The organism is Pseudomonas alkylphenolica (assembly GCF_004025535.1).
Lineage (GTDB): Bacteria > Pseudomonadota > Gammaproteobacteria > Pseudomonadales > Pseudomonadaceae > Aquipseudomonas > Aquipseudomonas alkylphenolica_A.
Map to the genome: position 1 here is coordinate 891,939 of NZ_QJRG01000047.1, position 19,057 is coordinate 910,995.

Consider the following 19,057-nt stretch of genomic DNA (forward strand, 5'->3'; position numbering starts at 1 on the left):
GGTCTCGTTGGATCGGATTTACCGGGACGCCGGGTCACCGTGAATCACCTTAATTTTCCACCGTAGTCATCCGTTTTCTTTGGACTGACGAGCGCCCAGGCTCGTGGCCCAATTGGATGGATGAACACAGATGAATGCAGATGACGCCCGTAAACTCGCCCGCCGCTTCCTCGAGTTGCCGCGGGAGAAGCGCAGCCTGTTCCTGGCGGCGCTGGCGCGTGAGGGGGTCGATTTTTCCGTCTTGCCGATTCCGGCCGGGGTCGCGGGCAGCGAGCAGGTGCTGTCGTTTGCCCAGCAGCGCATGTGGTTGTTGTGGCAGCTGGACCCGCACTCGGCTGCCTACAACCTGCCCAGTGCGGTGCGCCTGACCGGCGCACTGGACACTGCAGCGCTGGAAGCAGCCTTTACCCAGCTGCAGGCCCGCCACCAGACCTTGCGCAGTGCCTTTGTCCAGGGCGCAGACGACCTGCCGCAACGCGTGCCGCTCACCCAGCCCCTGCAGATCATTCACCACGACATCAGCGTCGAACCTGTCGCGCAGCGTGAAGCCTGGGTGCGTGCCGAGGCCGAGCGCCAGGCCCGGCTGCCCTTCGACCTGGCCTGCGGGCCGTTGCTGCGGGTCAGCCTGGTGCGCCTGGCCGAGCAGGAGCATGTGCTGGTGCTGGTGATGCACCACATCGTTGCCGATGGCTGGTCGATGAATGTGCTGATTGACGAATTCATTCGTCTGTATGACGCCGCCGAGCGCGGCCAGGACGCGGGCCTGCCGGCGCTGGCGATTCAGTACGAAGATTACGCACTGTGGCAGCGGCGCTGGCTGGAAGCCGGCGAGCAGGCGCGCCAGCTCGACTACTGGCGCAACCAGCTGGGCGATGAGCATCCGCTGCTGGACTTGCCGCTGGACCATCCGCGCCCGGCACGCCCCAGTTCGCTCGGCAGCCGCCATACCTTCGAGGTGCCGCAGGCGCTGGCCGATCAGCTTCGGGCCAGTGCCCGGCAGCATAACGTGACCCTGTTCATGCTGTTGCTGGGCGCCTTTGGCACCTTGTTGCACCGCTACAGCGGGCAGGCCGACATTCGTATCGGGGTGCCGATCGCCAACCGTAATCGCAATGAAGTCGAAGGGCTGATCGGTTTTTTCGTCAATACCCAGGTACTGCGCCTGCAGTTCGACGGGGCGGCCGGCGTCGATGCCTTGTTGCAGCAGATCAAGGCCACGGCGCTGGGCGCGCAAGCACATCAGGAGCTGCCGTTCGAGCAGTTGGCCGAAGGCCTGCAGGTGCAGCGCAACACCGCGCACACGCCGCTGTTCCAGGTGATGTACAACCACCAGCCGCAGGTCGCCGACCTGAGTGCGCTGCACACGGCAGGCGGCCTGCAGTTGCAGGCGCTGGAGTGGGATGTACGCACCACCCGTTTTGACCTCAGCCTGGACACCTACGAGCGCGGTGGGCAGCTGCACGCCGCCTTTACCTACCGCACCGACCTGTTCGAGCCGGCGACCATCGCGCGCATGGCCGGCCACTGGTTGAACCTGTTGAACGCCATGGTCCAGTCGCCTGACGGACGTATCGGGGAGTTGGTGATGTTGCACGTGCGGGAGCACCAGCAACTCGTCCACGACTGGAACCAGACCCGGGTCGAGCACGCTGCCGTGACCTGCATCCACCACCTGATCGAACAGCAGGCCGCAGCCCACCCGCAGCGCACGGCCGTGGTGTTTGGCGGGCAACGCCTGAGCTACGCCCAGCTCAACGCCCGCGCCAACCAGCTGGCCCGTCACCTGCAAGCCATGGGTGTTGGTCCGCAGGCGCTGGTGGGTATGGCGGTGGAACGCTCAGTGGAGATGATCGTCGGCCTGCTGGCGGTGCTCAAGGCGGGCGCGGCCTATGTGCCGTTCGACCCGCAGTACCCGCGCGAACGCCTTGCGTATCTGCTTGAAGACAGCGGGGTCAAGGTGCTGTTGACCCAGTCCGTGTTGCTTGAGCGCCTGCCGACCCCAGAGGGGCTCGAAGTAATGCTGCTCGACGCCGGGCAGGATCACCTGAGCCGTTACAGCGCCGAGAACCTGGCGCTGCAACAGGACCCGGAACACCTCGCCTACCTGATTTACACCTCCGGCTCCACCGGCAACGCCAAGGGCGTGAGCCTGACCCACCGCGGCCTGGTCAATTATGTCCAGGGCATTGTGCAGGCCCTGCCGCTGGAAGGGGCAAGCAGCATGGCCGTGGTCTCGACGATTGCCGCCGACCTCGGCCACACCACGCTGTTCGGGGCACTGTGCACGGGCTGCGCCTTGCATGTGCTGGACCTTGACCTGACCCTGGATGCCGAACGCTTTGCCGCCTACATGGCTGACCGGCAGATCGATGTGCTGAAGATAGTCCCGTCGCACATCGAAGCCTTGCTCAGCGAGCACCATCGCGGCGCGGGGCTGCCGCGCCGGTGCCTGGTGCTGGGCGGGGAGGCGGCCTCGGCGACGTTGTTGCAGCGCATCGCGGACTGGGCACCGCAGTGCCAGGTCATCAACCACTACGGCCCTACCGAAACCACTGTTGGCGTACTGACGGCAGCGGTCGACCTCGCTGCGCCCGCCAACCTGGCGCTGGGACGACCCTTGCCGAATGTGCGCGCATTGATTGTCGATGCTGACCTGCAGCCGGTACCGGTCGGCGTCAGCGGCGAACTGCTGCTGGGCGGGGCGGGGCTGGCGCGCGGTTACCACCGGCGGCCGGGGCTCACGGCCGAACGCTTTGTGCCCGACCCGCATGGCGCGCCCGGCCAGCGCCTGTACCGCAGCGGCGACCTGTGCCGTCATGACGATCAGGGCCAAGTGCGCTTCCAGGGCCGTATCGACCATCAGGTGAAAATCCGCGGCTACCGCATCGAGCTTGAGGAGATCAGCGCGTGCCTGCGCCGGCAAGCCTCGGTCAAGGAAGCAGTAACGCGAGTCGCCGAAGTCGGTGGCCACGCGCAGATCGTGGCGTACCTGGTGCTTGCCGACAACGCCCCGGTGCAGGGCGAGCAGGCGCTGACCGCGCAGCTGCGTGAAGGGCTGGCCCAAGTGCTGCCGGAATACATGCTGCCCACGCAGGTGGTGGTGCTGGCTGCGCTGCCGTTGACCCTCAACGGAAAACTCGACCAGCGTGCCCTGGCGGCCATCGAGTTACACGCCACCCAGGCGCCGTTTCAGGCACCTGTTTCGGCCCTTGAGGTGCAACTGGCGCAGATCTGGGCGCAGGTGCTGGAGGTCGGGCAGGTCGGCCGGAACGACAACTTCTTCAACCTCGGTGGCCATTCGTTGCTGGCGACCCAGATCATTTCGCGGGTGCGCCGCTTACTGCAGGTCGAGGTGCCGCTGCGCAGCCTGTTCGAAACTGCCACCTTCGGCGCGTTCGCTGAACGGGTCGCTCAGGCGGGCACTGACGGAGGGCGCGCACCGCTGCAGGCACTGGATCGCCAACAGCCGCTGCCGGCCTCGTTTGCCCAGCAGCGCCAGTGGCTGTTGTGGACCCTGGAGCCGCACAGCCGCGCCTACCACACCCCGATTGTGGTCAAGTTGCAAGGGCAGCTGGACCGCATTGCGCTGGAGCAGACCTTCGCCGCGCTGGTGGCGCGGCATGAGGCGTTCCGCACGCACTTCAGCCAGCAGGACGGCCAGCTGTACCAGGTCATCGAACCTCAAAGGCAGGTGACGGTGCGCTGGGAGCGACTGCAACAGGCCGACAAACCTGTGATCGAGGCGCGTATCGCGCAAGAGATTGCCGTGCTGTTCGACCTGGAGCGCGGCCCGTTGCTGCGGGTCAAGGTGTTCGAGGTGGCGCCCGAGCAGCACCTGTTGGTGGTCACCCTGCACCACATCATCTCCGACGGTTGGTCGATGGGCGTGCTGGGGCGTGAGTTCGCCGCGTTGTATGGCGCCTTCCAGCGCCAGCAGCCGCTGAGCCTTGCGCCCTTGGCGGTGCAGTACGCCGACTATGCCCACTGGCAGCGCTACTGGCTTGAGGAAGGCGAACTGGCGCGCCAGCTCGACTACTGGCGTGGTCAGCTGGGCACCGAGCATCCGGTGCTGGAGCTGGCCAGCGACCATCCTCGCCGTGCGGGGGAGGGCTACAGCGAAGGCCGGGTCGACCTGCGCCTGCCGATCACGCTTGAGCAGCGCGTGCGGCAACTGGCGCAGCGCAACAGCCTGACCCTGTTCCAGGTCTTCGTCGCCTCGTTTGCCGTGTTGCTGCACCGCTACAGCGGTCAGGACGACATCCGCATCGGCATGCCGGTCAGCAACCGCAACGCCCAGGAACTGGAGGGCGTGGTGGGCTTTTTCGTCAACACCCTGGTGCTGCGCCTGCCAGTGCACGCCCAGGACGCAGTGAACACACTGCTGGCCCAAGTGCGTGACACCGCGCTTGCCGCGCAGGCCCACCAGGACCTGCCGTTCGACAAACTGGTCGAAGCGCTCAACCCGCAACGCTCGCTGACGCACAACCCGCTGTTCCAGGTGATGTACAACCACCTCAACACCGTGGGCGCTGCCGCTGCCGGTAACAGCCTGCCCGGGCTGGTGGCCGAGGAGTGGGTGTTGCCCGGTGGCATGGCGCAGTTCGAGCTGACCCTGGAAACCCTGGAGACCGACAACGGCATCAGCGCCTCCTTTATTTACGCGGCCGAGCTGTTCAATGCCGCCACGATCGAAGGCATGGCAGCGCATTGGCTGAACCTGTTGCGGGCGATGGTCGAGCAGCCCCAACAGCCGGTTGGGCAGTTGCGCCTGCTGGGTCCTGCGCAATGGCAAACCCTGCTGGAAAACGCCCGTGGCCAGGCCCCGGTACGCGCGGTCGAGTCGGTACTGGAGCTGTTCGCCGAGCGCGTGCGCCAGACGCCCGATGCGATTGCCCTGATCGAGGGTGAACAGCGCCTGAGCTACGGCGCCCTGGACCGGCGCAGCAATCGTCTGGCGCGGCGCTTGCGCGCAGCCGGTGTGAAGGCGGATGTACTGGTGGCGATGGTTGCCGAGCGCGGCATGGACCTGGTCACTGGCCTGCTGGCGATCTTCAAGGCCGGTGGAGCGTACCTGCCGCTGGACCCGCAGTACCCGGCCGAGCGCCTGGCGTACATGCTCGACGACAGTCAGGCAGCGGTGCTGTTCGGTCATGAGCACTTGCTCAACCGGATGGCGCTGGACACCTCACGGCCAAAGGTTCTGCTCAATGAGCAAGCGGAGCCATTCAGCGATGCGCCGCTTGAGCATGCACCGTGCTCCGCTCAACACCTCGCCTACGTGATCTACACCTCCGGTTCCACCGGCCTGCCCAAGGGCGTGGCGGTCGAGCACGGGGCGCTGGCCATGCATTGCCAGGCGGCCGGTGCACGCTACCAATTGAGCGCTAATGATTGCCTGCTGCAGTTTGCCTCGGTCAGTTTCGACGCCGCTGCCGAACAGATTTTCATGACCCTGGCGCACGGTGCGGCGCTGGTGGTCGGTGAGGTCAGCCAGTGGTCCTACCAGACCCTGCAAACGGCTGTGAGTGAGCACGGCATCAGCGTGCTGGACTTGCCGCCAAGCTACCTCGCCCGGCTGCTCGCCGACGCCGACCCGGGCAGCCCGGCACTGACCGTGCGCGCCTGCATCCTCGGTGGTGAGGCCTGGAACCAGCAACAGCTGACCAGCCTGCCGCAGTTGCAGGCGCGGCAACTGTTCAATGCCTACGGCCCCACGGAAGCGGTGATCAGTCCGCTGGTCTGGGCGTGCGAGCCGTCGGGCGAACAGGCGTTGTACAGCCCGATAGGACGCGCGGTGGGCGCGCGTTCGGCGCTGCTGCTGGACGGTCAGCTCAACCCGACCCCGGGCAACGCCGTGGGTGAACTGCACCTGGGCGGCGAGGGCCTGGCCCGCGGCTACCTGCGCCGGCCGGGGCTGACTGCGCAGCAGTTCGTGCCGGACCCGTTTGGCGCCCCCGGTGCGCGTATGTACCGCACCGGTGACCTTGGTCGCCAGCGTGCCGACGGGGTGATCGAGTACCTCGGGCGTGTCGACCATCAGGTGAAGATTCGCGGCCTGCGCATCGAGCTGGGTGAGATCGAGGCACGCTTGCACGAATGCGAGCAGGTTGTTGCGGTGGCGGTACTGGCGCAGCCGGTGGGCCAGTGCACCCAGTTGGTGGCCTACGTGGTGCCGCAAGCCGCTGCCGGGGATGTACTTGAAACACTCAAGGCCCACCTGCGCAACAGCCTGCCTGCGCACATGGTGCCGCAGCACTGGCTACTGCTGGAGCAACTGCCACTGAACGCCAACGGCAAGCTCGATCGCTCGGCCTTGCCGGTGCCGCAGGCGGCCTCGCCGCTAGCCTTCCAGGCGCCGCAAAATGCCCTTCAAGCGCAGCTGGCGGCGATCTGGGCGCAGGTGCTGAACCTGGAACAGGTGGGCATCACCGACAACTTCTTCGAGCTGGGCGGCGACTCGATCGTCTCCATCCAGGTGGTCAGCCGCGCCCGCGAGGCCGGTATTCACTTCAAGAGCAAAGACCTGTTCCAGCACCAGACCGTGCAAGGTCTTGCGACAGTTGCCCGTTTGGGTAGCGCCCCGGCGGCGATAGATCAGGGCGAAGTCAGCGGCACGCAGGTGCTGCTGCCGATTCAGCACGCTTTCTTCGACGAGGCCATTGTCGAGCGTCAGCACTGGAACCAGTCGGTGCTGCTGCAATCACCGCTTGTGTTGGAACCCGTGTTGCTCGAGCAGGCCCTGCAGGCGCTGGTCAGGCATCACGATGCCTTGCGCCTGAGATTTGTTGAAGGCGCGGGACGATGGTCGGCGCAGTATCACTCGGCGGTCAGTGAACAATTGCTGTGGCAAGCCGAGGCTGCAGACGCCGCGCAGCTGACGGCGGTGTGCGATCAGGTCCAGCGCAGTCTCGACCTGGGTGCCGGGCCACTGTTGCGCGGTGCGCTGATGACACTGGCCGACGGCAGCCAGCGGCTGTTCCTTGCCGTTCACCACCTGGTGGTCGATGGCGTGTCCTGGCGCATTCTGTTTGAAGACCTGCAAGCGCTTTATCACCAATTGCAGCAGGGCCAGGCACTGCAGTTACCGGCCCGAACCAGTGCCTACCAGCGCTGGGCCGAGCACTTGCAGGGCCTGGCTGGCAGTGCCGCGCTGGCCGCTGAGCTGGACTTCTGGCAGGCCCAGTGCAGCGGCGCTTCGGTGACGCTGCCGGGTGCCCGGCAGACAGGCCCGTCGCTGAACCGTCATGCCCGTACCCTGTACAGCCGCCTGGATGCCCAGGCTACCCGGCAGCTGTTGCAACAGGCGCCCCAGGCCTATCGTACCCAGGTCAACGACCTGTTGCTGACGGCGCTTGCCCAGGTGTTGTGCCGCTGGACGGGGGAAGCCAGCGCGCTGATCCGCCTGGAAGGGCACGGTCGTCAAGACCTGTTCGAGGGCGTCGACCTCAGCCGCACGGTGGGCTGGTTCACCAGCCTGTTCCCGCTGCGCCTGACGCCTCACGCGCAGCCAGGCGAAGCGCTGAAGGCGATCAAGGAGCAATTGCGCGCCGTGCCGAACAAAGGCATCGGTTACGGCCTGCTGCGTTATCTGGGCGACAGCGCCGCGCAACAGACACTGGCGGCGCTGCCAACGGCGCCAGTGATTTTCAACTACCTGGGGCAGTTTGACGGCAGCTTCGCCGACCCGCAGGCGCTGCTGCGCCCGGCAGGGGAAAGCGGTAGTCGCGACCAGCACCCGGATGCACCGCTGGGCGCCGCCCTGACCCTGAACGGTCAGGTCTACGAGGGCCAGTTGAGCCTGGGCTGGACGTTCAGTGAAGCCGTGTTCGATGAGGCGCTGATCGCCGACCTGGCGGCGGATTACAGCAGCACCCTGCAAGCGCTGATCGAGCACTGCTGCGATCCGCAGCAGGGCGGCCTGACGACGTCGGATGTAGCGCTGTCCGGCCTGGACCAGCGCCAGCTGGAAGGGCTGGGCCTCGACTTGCGCGCGCTCGATGACCTCTATCCCTTGTCGCCGATGCAACAGGGCATGCTCTTCCATGCCTTGTATTCCCAGGGCAGCGGAGACTACGTCAACCAGATGCAGGTGCAGGTACGCGGGCTGGACGTCGCGCGCTTCCGCGAGGCTTGGGCACACACCCTGCAAGCACACGACAGCCTGCGCAGCGGTTTCATCTGGCAAGGCGATTTGCCCCAGCCGCTGCAGTTCGTGCGCCGGCAGGTCGAGTTGCCGTTCGCCGAGCTGGACTGGCGCGAGCACGCCGACCTTGATGCTGCATTACACGCCCTGGCAGACAGCGAACGCGCCCGTGGCTTCGATCTGCAGCAGGCGCCCTTGCTGCGCTTGTGTCTGGTGCGCACCGATGCCGACACCTACCAGTTCATCTACACCAACCACCACATCCTCATGGACGGCTGGAGCTATGCGCAGTTGCTCGGTGAAGTGCTGGAGCGCTATCACGGTCAGGTGCCTGTGGCCCCGGCCGGACGCTATCGCGACTACATCGCCTGGCTGCAGGCGCAGGATGCGCAGGTGGGTGAAACCTTCTGGCGCACGCAACTGGCCCAGCTTGAGGCGCCGACCCAGCTGGCACCGGTATTGGCGGCCGTGGCTGCACCTTCCAGCAACGACGGCCCGGCCCGCGCGACTCATGCGCTGACGCTGACGCCGGCCCACAGCGCTGGGCTGGTGGCCTTTGCCCGGCGCAGTAAAGTCACCGTCAACACCCTGGTGCAGGCCGCCTGGCTGCTGCTGTTGCAGCGCTACACCGGGCAGTCGAGTGTCGCCTTCGGGGCCACGGTGGCCGGACGCCCGGCGCAGGTGGCCGGCGCCGAGCGACAGATCGGCCTGTTCATCAACACCTTGCCGGTGATGGGTCATCCGCAACCGGCACTTACGGTCGGCCAGTGGCTGGCACAGGTGCAAGCCCAGCACTTGGCCATGGGCGAACATGAAGCGACGCCGCTGTTCGAAGTCCAGCGTTGGGCGGGGCTCGGCGGTGAGGCGCTGTTCGATACGCTGCTGGTGTTCGAGAACTACCCGGTGGGCGAGGCGTTGCAGCGCCAGGCCGACAGCGGTCTGCATTTTGGCCCGGTGCGCAGCCATGAACAGACCCACTATCCGCTGGCGCTGGCGGTGGAACTGGGCGAGTCGCTGTACCTGGGCTTCGACTATGCCGCCCGCCAGTTCAGCCATGAGGCGGTGGCGCGCCTGGCCGCGCACCTGGTGCACGTGCTTGAGCAGTTTGCCGCTGACCCGAGCCGCTGCCTGGGCGCCATTGCCTTGCCGCTGGCCAGCGAAGTCGCCGAGGTCGCCCGGCGTAATACGTCGTCAGGGCAGGGCGATGGCCTGCTGGTGCACCAGCGTATCGCCCAGTGGGCCCGGCAGACGCCGGAACAGGTTGCCGTGGTGCAGGGCGAGCACAGCCTGAGCTTTGCCGAACTGGATCGGCGTGCCAATCAACTGGCGCATGCCCTGGTGGCCCGCGGCATCGGGCCGGAAGTGCGGGTGGCGGTGGGTGTGCGGCGTGACGCACAGTTGCTGGTGGCGTTGCTGGCGGTGCTCAAGGCCGGCGGCGCGTATGTACCGCTGGACGTCAACTACCCGGCCGAGCGCTTGAGCTATTTGCTTGAAGACAGCAATGCAGCGCTGCTGATCACCGATTCAAGCCTGGCCGCGGCGGTGCAGTTGCCTGCCCGGTTGCAGGTGCTGCAGCTGAAGCAACTGAACCTCGACGGTCTGCCCACCGTGCCGCCGGCCGAGCGTGTGCTGGCGGACAACCTTGCCTACATCATCTACACCTCCGGCTCCACCGGCCTGCCCAAGGGCGTGGCGGTGGCCCATGGTCCCCTGGCCATGCACTGCGAGCGCATTGGCCAGCGTTACGGCATGAGTAGCACCGACTGTGAACTGCTGTTCATGTCGTTTGCCTTCGACGGAGCCCACGAACGCTGGCTGACGGCGCTGACCCATGGCGGGCGTCTGTTGTTGCGTGACGACAGTTTGTGGACCCCGGAACAGACCTTCGACGCCCTGCATCGCCATGGGGTAACCGTGGCGGCCTTCCCGCCGGTGTACCTGCAGCAGCTGGCGCAGGTGGCCGAACAGCGCGGCAATCCGCCGCCGCTGCGCATCTACTGCTTTGGCGGCGATGCCGTGCCGCAGGCCAGCTTCGAACTGGCGCGCCGGGCGCTCAAACCGCAGTTCATCATCAACGGCTATGGCCCGACGGAAACCGTGGTCACCCCGCTGATCTGGAAGGCGGCCGCCAGCGACACCTGCGGCGCGGCTTATGCGCCGATTGGCGACCGGGTCGGGGAGCGCAGCGTGCAGGTGCTCGACGCGGCCCTGAACCTGCTGCCCGATGGCCTGGCGGGTGAGTTGTACCTGGGTGGCTATGGCGTGGCCCGTGGCTACCTGAACCGTCCGGGGCTGACTGCCGAGCGCTTTGTGCCCGATCCCACCGGCACTGTCGGCGGGCGCCTGTACCGCTCCGGTGACCTGGTGCGCCAACGCGCCAGCGGCATCGTCGACTGCCTGGGGCGCATTGACCATCAGGTGAAGATCCGCGGCTTTCGCATCGAACTGGGCGAGGTCGAAGCCTGCCTGCAGGCCCAGGCCGGTGTGCGCGATGCGGTGGTGGTGGCGCATGACGGTGCCCATGGCAAGGCATTGATCGGCTACCTGGTGGCTGACAGTGCAACGGCAGCCGAAGCGCCGCTGCTCAAGGCGATCAAGGCACAGCTGCAGGTGCAGCTCCCGGCCTACATGGTGCCGGCGCAATTGATGCTGCTCGACCAGCTGCCGCTGAACCCCAACGGCAAGGTCGATCGCAAGGCCCTGCCATTGCCGCAGGCTCACCAGGGCAACGAAGACTACCAGGCACCGGTGACCGAGCTGCAGCGCAGCCTGGCGGGCATCTGGCAGCAGGTACTCAAGGTTGCGCAGGTCGGCCTTGGCGACAACTTCTTCGAACTCGGCGGCCACTCGTTGTTGGCCACCCAGGCCACGGCCCAGGCTCAGCTTGAGCTGGGTGTCGAGCTGGCGCTGGAAACCCTTTTCAGCGCCCGCACGCTGGCGGATTACGCCGAAGCGGTAGGCGCGTGCATGACATCGAATCGAGAGGAAGACCTGAGCGACATGTTTGACTTTCTCAACGAACTGGAGGCGAACTGACATGGCTGGAATCGACAACACGCAGCTGGTGCAGCGCTTCATTCAACTGCCTGCCGAGCAACGTCAGCTGTTCCTGCAAAAGCTCGCCAGCAAAGGCATGAGTCTGGCCCAGCTGCCGATCCCGGTAAGCCGCGATCAGGCCCGGAACCTACCGCTGTCCTATGCCCAGCAGCGTCAGTGGTTCCTCTGGCAGCTGGACCGGCACAGCAGCGCCTACCATATTCCCGCCGCCTTGCACCTGCACGGCCAGCTCGACCGCGACGCCTTGCAGCGCAGCCTCAGTGCGCTGGTAGAGCGGCATGAAAGCCTGCGCACCACCTTTGCAGACGAGGGCGAGGCGATCCAGCGTGTGCACCCGGCGGCAGCGGTCGAATTGCAGCTGCATCAACTGGATGCAACGGACGATGCCCAGGCCCGTAACGCGCTGATCGAACGCTTTGTCGACAGTACCTTGCAAGTGCCTTTCGACCTGTCCCGGGGGCCGTTGTTGCGTGCCCGCTTGTTGTGCCTGGGCGCGCAGGAACATGTGCTGGTGCTGGCCCTGCACCACATCGTTGCCGATGGCTGGTCGATGCAGGTGCTGGTGCGTGAACTGGTGGCATTGTACCTGGGCTTCTGCCAGGGGCGGCCGGCTATGCTGGCGGCGTTACCGATCCAGTATGGCGACTACGCCATCTGGCAGCGTTGCTGGATGGACGCAGGTGAGCGCGAGCGCCAGCTGGCGTACTGGACCGCCCACCTGGGCGATGAGCATCCGCTGCTTGAGCTTCCGCACGACCATGCTCGCCCGGCAGTCAGCAGCTACCGTGGCGGGCGTTGCCAGATCGACCTGCCGCCGGGGTTGCTCGACGGTTTGCGCCTGACCTGCCAGCGCGAAGGGACCACCCTGTTCATGTTGCTGCTGGCGTCGTTCCAGCTGCTGTTGCACCGCTACAGCGGCCAGGCGCAGATCCGCGTCGGCGTGCCGGTCGCCAACCGCAACCGCGCCGAAACCGAAGGCCTGATCGGCTTTTTCGTCAACACCCAGGTGCTCAAGGCTGACATTGACGGGCAGGCCAGCCTGTCGAGCTTCCTGCAGCAGGTAAAACACACCGCGCTGCAGGCCCAGGTGTATCAGGACTTGCCCTATGAACAGCTGGTCGACGCCTTGCAACCGGAACGCAGCTTGAGTTTCAACCCGCTGTTCCAGGTGATGTTCAACCATCAGGTGCAGGGGCCAGAAGCACAGGGCAGCAGTGCATTGGGTGAGCACCTGCGGATCGAGGCCTTGAACTGGGAACGCCATGCATCGCCATTCGACCTGAACCTCGACACCTTCGAGGAAGACGGGCGTCTCTGGGCCTCGATGACCTACGCCCTGGACCTGTTCGAGGGCAGCACCATTGCCGCCATGGGCGTGCACTGGCAGGCCGTGTTGCAGGCACTCGTCGGTGACCTGAACCTGCGCATCGACGACCTGGCGCTGGAACCCGCCGTGTCCACGACACTGGAGGCTGCGGTATACACGCCCCCTGAGTTGCTGCTGCCGATGCTGCAGGCCCAGGTGCTGCGCCAGCCGCAAGCCGTGGCGCTGGAGGTCGGCGGCCAGTCTTACAGTTACGTCGAACTCGACGCCCGCGCCAACCGCCTGGCCTGGCAACTGGTCGGTGCCGGGGTCGGGCCGCAGGTGCTGGTGGGGCTGGCGCTGCAGCGCAGCCTGGACATGGTTGTGGCCCAGCTCGCCGTGCTCAAGGCCGGTGGCGCCTATGTGCCGCTGGACCCCGAATACCCGCTGGCGCGCCTGCACTACATGATCAACGACAGCGGCCTGGCCCTGTTGCTGACCCAGGCCGAGGTCAGCGCGCGCCTGGGCGCGCTGCCGGCACCGTGCACGCTGCACCTCGATGAACGCGCGCAACCGGCCCCCGTGCAGAACCCCGGTGCGCCACAGGTGGCCCTGCACCCGGACAACCTCGCCTATGTGATCTACACCTCCGGCTCCACCGGTCAGCCCAAAGGCGTGGCCATCCGTCACGGCGGCCTGGCCAACCACATGGCCTGGATGCGCAGCGCCTATGGGCTGACCGGCGACGACCGGGTGCTGCAGAAAACCGCGTTCAGTTTCGATGCCTCGGTATGGGAGTTCTGGTTGCCGCTGCTGTGTGGCGCGCGCCTGGTGCTGGCACCTGCCGACCTGAACCAGGATCTGGGCCAGCTCTGGCCGCTGGTGGCCGAACAGCGCATCACCGTGCTGCAACTGGCACCGTCGCTGTTGCAGGGCTTGTTGCCCCAGCTGCAAACCGGGCAACTGGCGACCTTGCGCCTGCTGTTCGCCGGTGGCGAAGCCTTGAAGGGCAGCCTGGCCCGGCAGCTCGCCGAGCAATGGCCGGGGCAGTTGGTCAACCTCTACGGCCCCACCGAATCGACCATCGACGCCACCAGCCATGCGCTGGGCGCCGATAACGGCGATGCGGTCATAGCAATCGGTCAGCCCATCAGCAACGTTCAGGCGCATGTTCTTAACCCGGGCCTGCAGCCGTGTGTGCAAGGCGCCCTGGGTGAGCTGTACCTGGGAGGTGCATCACTGGCGGCCGGTTATTACCGCCGCCCTGGGCTTACCGCTGAACGCTTTGTTCCCGACCCCTTCGGTGCACCGGGTGCGCGCCTGTACCGCACCGGTGACCTGGTGCGCCGCCGTGCCCACGGCCAGTTGCACTATGTAGGGCGCATCGACCATCAACTGAAACTGCGTGGCCTGCGCATCGAATTGGGCGAGATCGAAGCTTGCCTGCTGGCCCAACCGGGTGTACGCGAAGCCGTGGTGCTGGCTCAGCCCGGGCCGCGCGGTGAGCAACTGGTGGGCTATGTGGTCGGCCATGCGGCTCAGGTGCCGGCGCAGCACGTCGATCAGTGGCGTGAGGCGCTACAGGCTGATTTGCCTGGCTATATGGTGCCGGCGCAGCTGCTGGTACTGAAGCGCTTGCCGCTGACGGTCAACGGCAAGCTCGACCGCAAAGCGTTGGCGGCGCCCGGCGCGCCGCTTGCCGACAGTGCTTTCAACGCCCCGCAGGGCGCGCTGGAGCAAGGCCTGGCCGACATCTGGCAAGCTGTGCTGAAGGTTGAACGGGTAGGGCGTCAAGACAACTTCTTTGAACTGGGTGGCGACTCGATCGTGTCGATCCAGGTGGTCAGCCGCGCGCGTCAGGCCGGTTTGCACTTCAGCCCCAAGGACCTGTTCCAGCACCAGACCGTGCAGCGCCTGGCAGCGGTGACCCGCCTTGGTGATGAAGCGCAGCAGGTAGACCAGGGGCCGGTACGGGGCGAGCTGGCGTTGCTGCCGATCCAGCAAGGCTTTTTCGGCACACCGATGCAGGCACGTCACCACTGGAACCAGTCGGTGCTGCTTGAGGCGCGCCAGCGGCTGGATGCGCATCACCTTGAACAGGCGCTGCAGGTGTTGGTGCAGCACCACGATGCGTTGCGTCAGCGCTTTGCAGAAACCGCACAAGGTTGGCGTGCCGAGCATCGGGACGTCACCGGGCAAACCTTGCTATGGCAGCGTTCGGCCGACTCGGCCGAGGCCCTGCTGGCCCTGTGTGAGCAAACCCAGCGCAGCCTCGACCTGGGTGCGGGGCCGTTGCTGCGCGCGTTGCTGGTCGACCTCGCCGACGGCACGCAGCGCTTGCTGCTGGTGGTCCATCACCTGGTGGTGGACGGTGTGTCCTGGCGCATCCTCTTTGACGACCTGCATACCCTCTACGGGCAGTTGGCGTCGGGCCAGCGGACGCTGTTGCCGGCCAAAACCGGCTCGGCAAAACGTTGGGCCGAGCGCTTGCAGGCCTATGCCGCCAGCGGCGAGATCGAAGCCGCAGCGCGCTACTGGGCCGGGCAGGGCAGCACCCCGGCGAGCGAGCTGCCGTGTGACCATCCAGGCGGCAGCCTGAGCAAGGCCCACGCCGCCAGCGCGCGCACCCGCCTCGATGCGGACCTGACCCGTGCCCTGTTACAGCAAGCCCCGGCAGCGTACCGCACCCAGGTCAACGACCTGCTGCTGGCGGCGTTGGCGCGGGTGATCTGCCAGTGGAGCGGTCAGCCCAGCACCTGGGTCGAGTTAGAAGGCCATGGCCGCGAAGCGCTGTGGGCCGATATCGACCTGACCCGTACCGTGGGCTGGTTCACCAGTGCCTTCCCGGCCTGCCTGAGCCCGGCGCGGTCGCTGCCGGCGTCGATCAAGTCGATCAAGGAGCAACTGCGCGCGATTCCCAACAAGGGCCTGGATTATGGCGTGCTGCGCCACCTCGGCAGCCCGGCGCAGCAACAGGCGCTGGCGCAGTTGCCGACACCGCGCATCACCTTCAACTACCTGGGCCAGTTCGATGGCAGCTTCGACGACCCGGCGGCCTTGTTTGCCCCGGCCCGCGAACCAGGCGGTGCAGAGCAGGGCGAAGACGCGCCGCTGGGCAACTGGCTGAGCATCAATGGTCAGGTGTACCGCGGTGAGCTGACCCTGGACTGGACCTTCAGTCGCGACCTGTACGCGCCGGCAACGGTGCAACGCCTGGCCGATGCCCTGGGCCAGGAACTGGCCGCGCTGGTCGCGCATTGCCTGGCGGCGGGCGAAGGCGGCGTGACGCCGTCGGACTTCCCCCTGGCCGGGCTCGACCAGGCACAACTCGACCGCCTGCCGCTGAGCGCCGCGCAAATCGCTGACCTCTATCCGTTGTCGCCGATGCAGCAGGGCATGCTGTTCCATGCGCGCATGGCGGCGACCACGGCTGACTATATCAACCAGCTGCGCGTGCCCGTGGAGGGTCTTGACTCAGAACGCCTGCGCGCCGCGTGGCAGGCCACCGTCGACGCTCATGACAGCCTGCGCAGCCAGTTCCACTGGGAGGCAGACTTTGCCGCGCCGCTGCAACTGGTGGTGCGCGAGGTGGTTGTGCCGTTTGCCTGTACAGACCTGCGCGGTGTTGACGACCAGACCCAGTCGCTGGCGAAACTGGCGACGCAGGTGCGTGAGGCCGGCTTTGCCCTGGACCGTGCGCCACTGCTGCGCCTGGACCTGGCCCGTACGGGCGAGCGGCAGTACCAGATGATCTTTACCAGCCACCACATCCTCATGGACGGCTGGAGCAACGCCCAGCTGCTGGGGGAGGTGCTGCAGCGCTATGCCGGTGAAGCCGCACCGGCGCCAGCGGGGCGCTACCGCGACTACATTGAATGGCTGCAACGCCGCGACGGCGCGGCAAACGAAGCGTTCTGGCGCGAGCAACTGCAGGCCTTCGAAGGGCCGACCCTGCTCGGCCAGGCCATCGTCGGCGACGCCGAAAGCCCTGAGGCAGGCGATCACTGCCAGCGCCTGAGCGCGACGCAGACCGAGGCGCTGCAACGCTTTGCGCGTTCGCACAAGGTCACCCTCAACACCCTGGTGCAGGGCGCCTGGCAGTTGCTGCTGCAACGCTATAGCGGGCAGCGCACGGTCACCTTTGGCGCCACGGTGTCCGGCCGGCCGGCCGAACTCCCCGGTATTGAAGGGCAGGTCGGGCTGTTCATCAACAGCTTGCCGGTGATCGGCGGCGCCCGGCCGGAGCAGTCGCTGCAGGCATGGCTGCACGCCTTGCAGGCGCACAACCTGAACCTGCGCGAGCACGAGCACACCCCGCTGTACGAGATTCAGCGTTGGGCGGGCCGTAGCGGCGAGGCGCTGTTCGATACCCTGCTGGTGTTCGAAAACTACCCGGTGGCACAGGCGCTGGCACAAAGCGCCCCGACCGGGTTGCGCTTTGGTGAGGTGACCGGTCACGAGCAGAGCGGTTTGCCGCTGACCGTGCTGGTGGACGCCGGTGCGCAACTGGCGTTTACCTTCAAGTACCGCGACTTCAGCCGCGCGGCAGTGCAGCGCCTGGCCGGGCAGTTGCAGCAGCTGTTGCTGCACATCAGCACCTGCACCGGTGACGAGCCGGTGGGTTGCCTGGGGCTGAGCACGGCCGGGCAACGTTGCAGCCTGCTTGCCCAGGGCCAGGGTGCGACAGTGGCGTACCCGCTGCAGCAGAGCACCCAGCAATTGATCGAGGCGCAGGTCGAACGCACGCCACAGGCGCCGGCGCTGGTGTTTGCCGGGCAAACCCTCAGTTACCGGGAACTCAATGCCCGGGCCAACGCCTTGGCGCATCGCTTGATCGCGCAGGGCGTCGGCCCTGATGTGCTGGTGGGGATTGCCGCCGAGCGTTCGCTGGAAATGGTCATTGGGTTGCTGGCCATCCTCAAGGCCGGTGGTGCCTACGTGCCGCTCGACCCGGAATACCCGGCCGAGCGCCTGGCCTACCTGTTCGACGACAGCGGTATCGAACTGCTGCTGACCCAGTCGTGGTTGCTGCCGCGCCTGCCGCAGCACGCGGGCCTGCGCACCGTGCTGCTCGATTCGGCGCAGCCGGGTGAGGAGCATATTGATAACCCGGACGTCAGTGTGCAGCCTGAGCACCTGGCCTACGTGATCTACACCTCCGGCTCCACCGGCAAGCCCAAGGGCGCCGGCAACGCCCACAGTGCCCTGGTCAACCGTTTGTGCTGGATGCAGGCGGCCTATGGTCTGGACGCCAGTGACACGGTGCTGCAGAAAACCCCGTTCAGCTTTGACGTGTCGGTCTGGGAGTTCTTCTGGCCGTTGATGACCGGGGCGCGCTTGCTCATGGCTGCCCCCGGTGATCACCGTGACCCGGCGCGCCTGGTCGAATTGATCGAGCAGGGCGCAGTGAGCACCTTGCACTTCGTTCCGTCGATGCTCCAGGTGTTCCTGCAGGCGCGCGATATCGGTCGTTGCGCTTCGCTGCGGCGGATCATCTGCAGCGGCGAGGCCCTGCCGCCCGATGCCCAGCAGCAGGTGTTCGCCAGGCTGCCGCAGGCCGGCCTGTTCAACCTGTACGGGCCGACCGAAGCGGCCATCGACGTCACGCACTGGACCTGTGTCGATGACGGGCGCCACAGCGTGCCGATCGGCCGCGCCATCGACAACCTGCGCACCTACATCCTCGATGCCAACCTGGAACCGGTGGTGCCCGGCGTCTTGGGTGAGCTGTACCTGGCAGGCGCCGGGCTGGCGCGCGGTTACCATCGCCGCCCCGGCCTGACGGCCGAACGTTTCCCGGCCGATCCCTTCGTCCCGGGCCAACGCATGTATCGCACCGGTGACCTGGCGCGCTACGCCGCCGGCGGCGAAATCGAGTACGCCGGACGCCTCGATCACCAGGTGAAGATCCGCGGCCTGCGCGTCGAGCTGGGTGAAATCGAATCGCGCCTGATGGAGCACCCAGGGGTGCGCGAGGCGGTGGTAGTGGCCCACGAATCGGCGGGCGCTACCCAGTTGATTGCCTACCTGGTGCCCGAGGGCGAGGCCGATGCCGAGGCGCAGCTTCAGCTGCGCCAGTTCCTGCGCCAGACGCTGCCGGAGCACATGGTGCCAAGCCACCTGCTGGCCGTGGCGCATATGCCACTGAGCCCCAACGGCAAGCTTGACCGTCGGCAGCTGCCGGCCCCCGCGTCGCTGATCGCGCCGCGCACCTGCCGGGTACCGCACAGTGCCTTGCAGCAACAGGTGGCCGAGGCCTGGCAGCAGGTGCTCAACGTGGAGCAGGTGGGCCTTGATGACAACTTCTTCCAGCTCGGCGGCCACTCGTTGATGGCCACGCAGGTGGTGATGCGCTTGCGTGAACAGCTGGCCGTGGAGGTGCCGTTGAAACTGTTGTTCGAAAGCGCCGACCTTGAGGACTTCTGCGCTGCGGTGCAGGGCCTGCAGGAGGATCTGGTACCGGTACAGGACGAGCTGACTAAATCCCTGGAGGCCCTCAAACGTCTATCTGCCGAAGAGCTTGAGAATCTGCTTTCCTGACAAGGGGTCGTGGC

The 19,057-nt window shown here is 66.5% G+C and carries 2 protein-coding genes; both read left to right on the forward strand.

Going from position 1 to position 19,057, the window contains the following annotated elements; genetic code table 11:
* The first annotated feature begins 130 nt into the window (after positions 1-130).
* The gene (locus DM813_RS19665) at positions 131-11,179 is read left to right on the forward strand and encodes a non-ribosomal peptide synthetase (protein ID WP_128325030.1); all 11,049 of its coding nucleotides are present in this window, start codon (positions 131-133) and stop codon (positions 11,177-11,179) included.
* A gap of 1 nt (position 11,180) precedes the next feature.
* A complete protein-coding gene (locus DM813_RS19670; protein ID WP_128325031.1) occupies positions 11,181-19,043 on the forward strand; it encodes a non-ribosomal peptide synthetase in 7,863 nt (2,620 codons plus the stop codon).
* Positions 19,044-19,057: the final 14 nt, after the last annotated feature.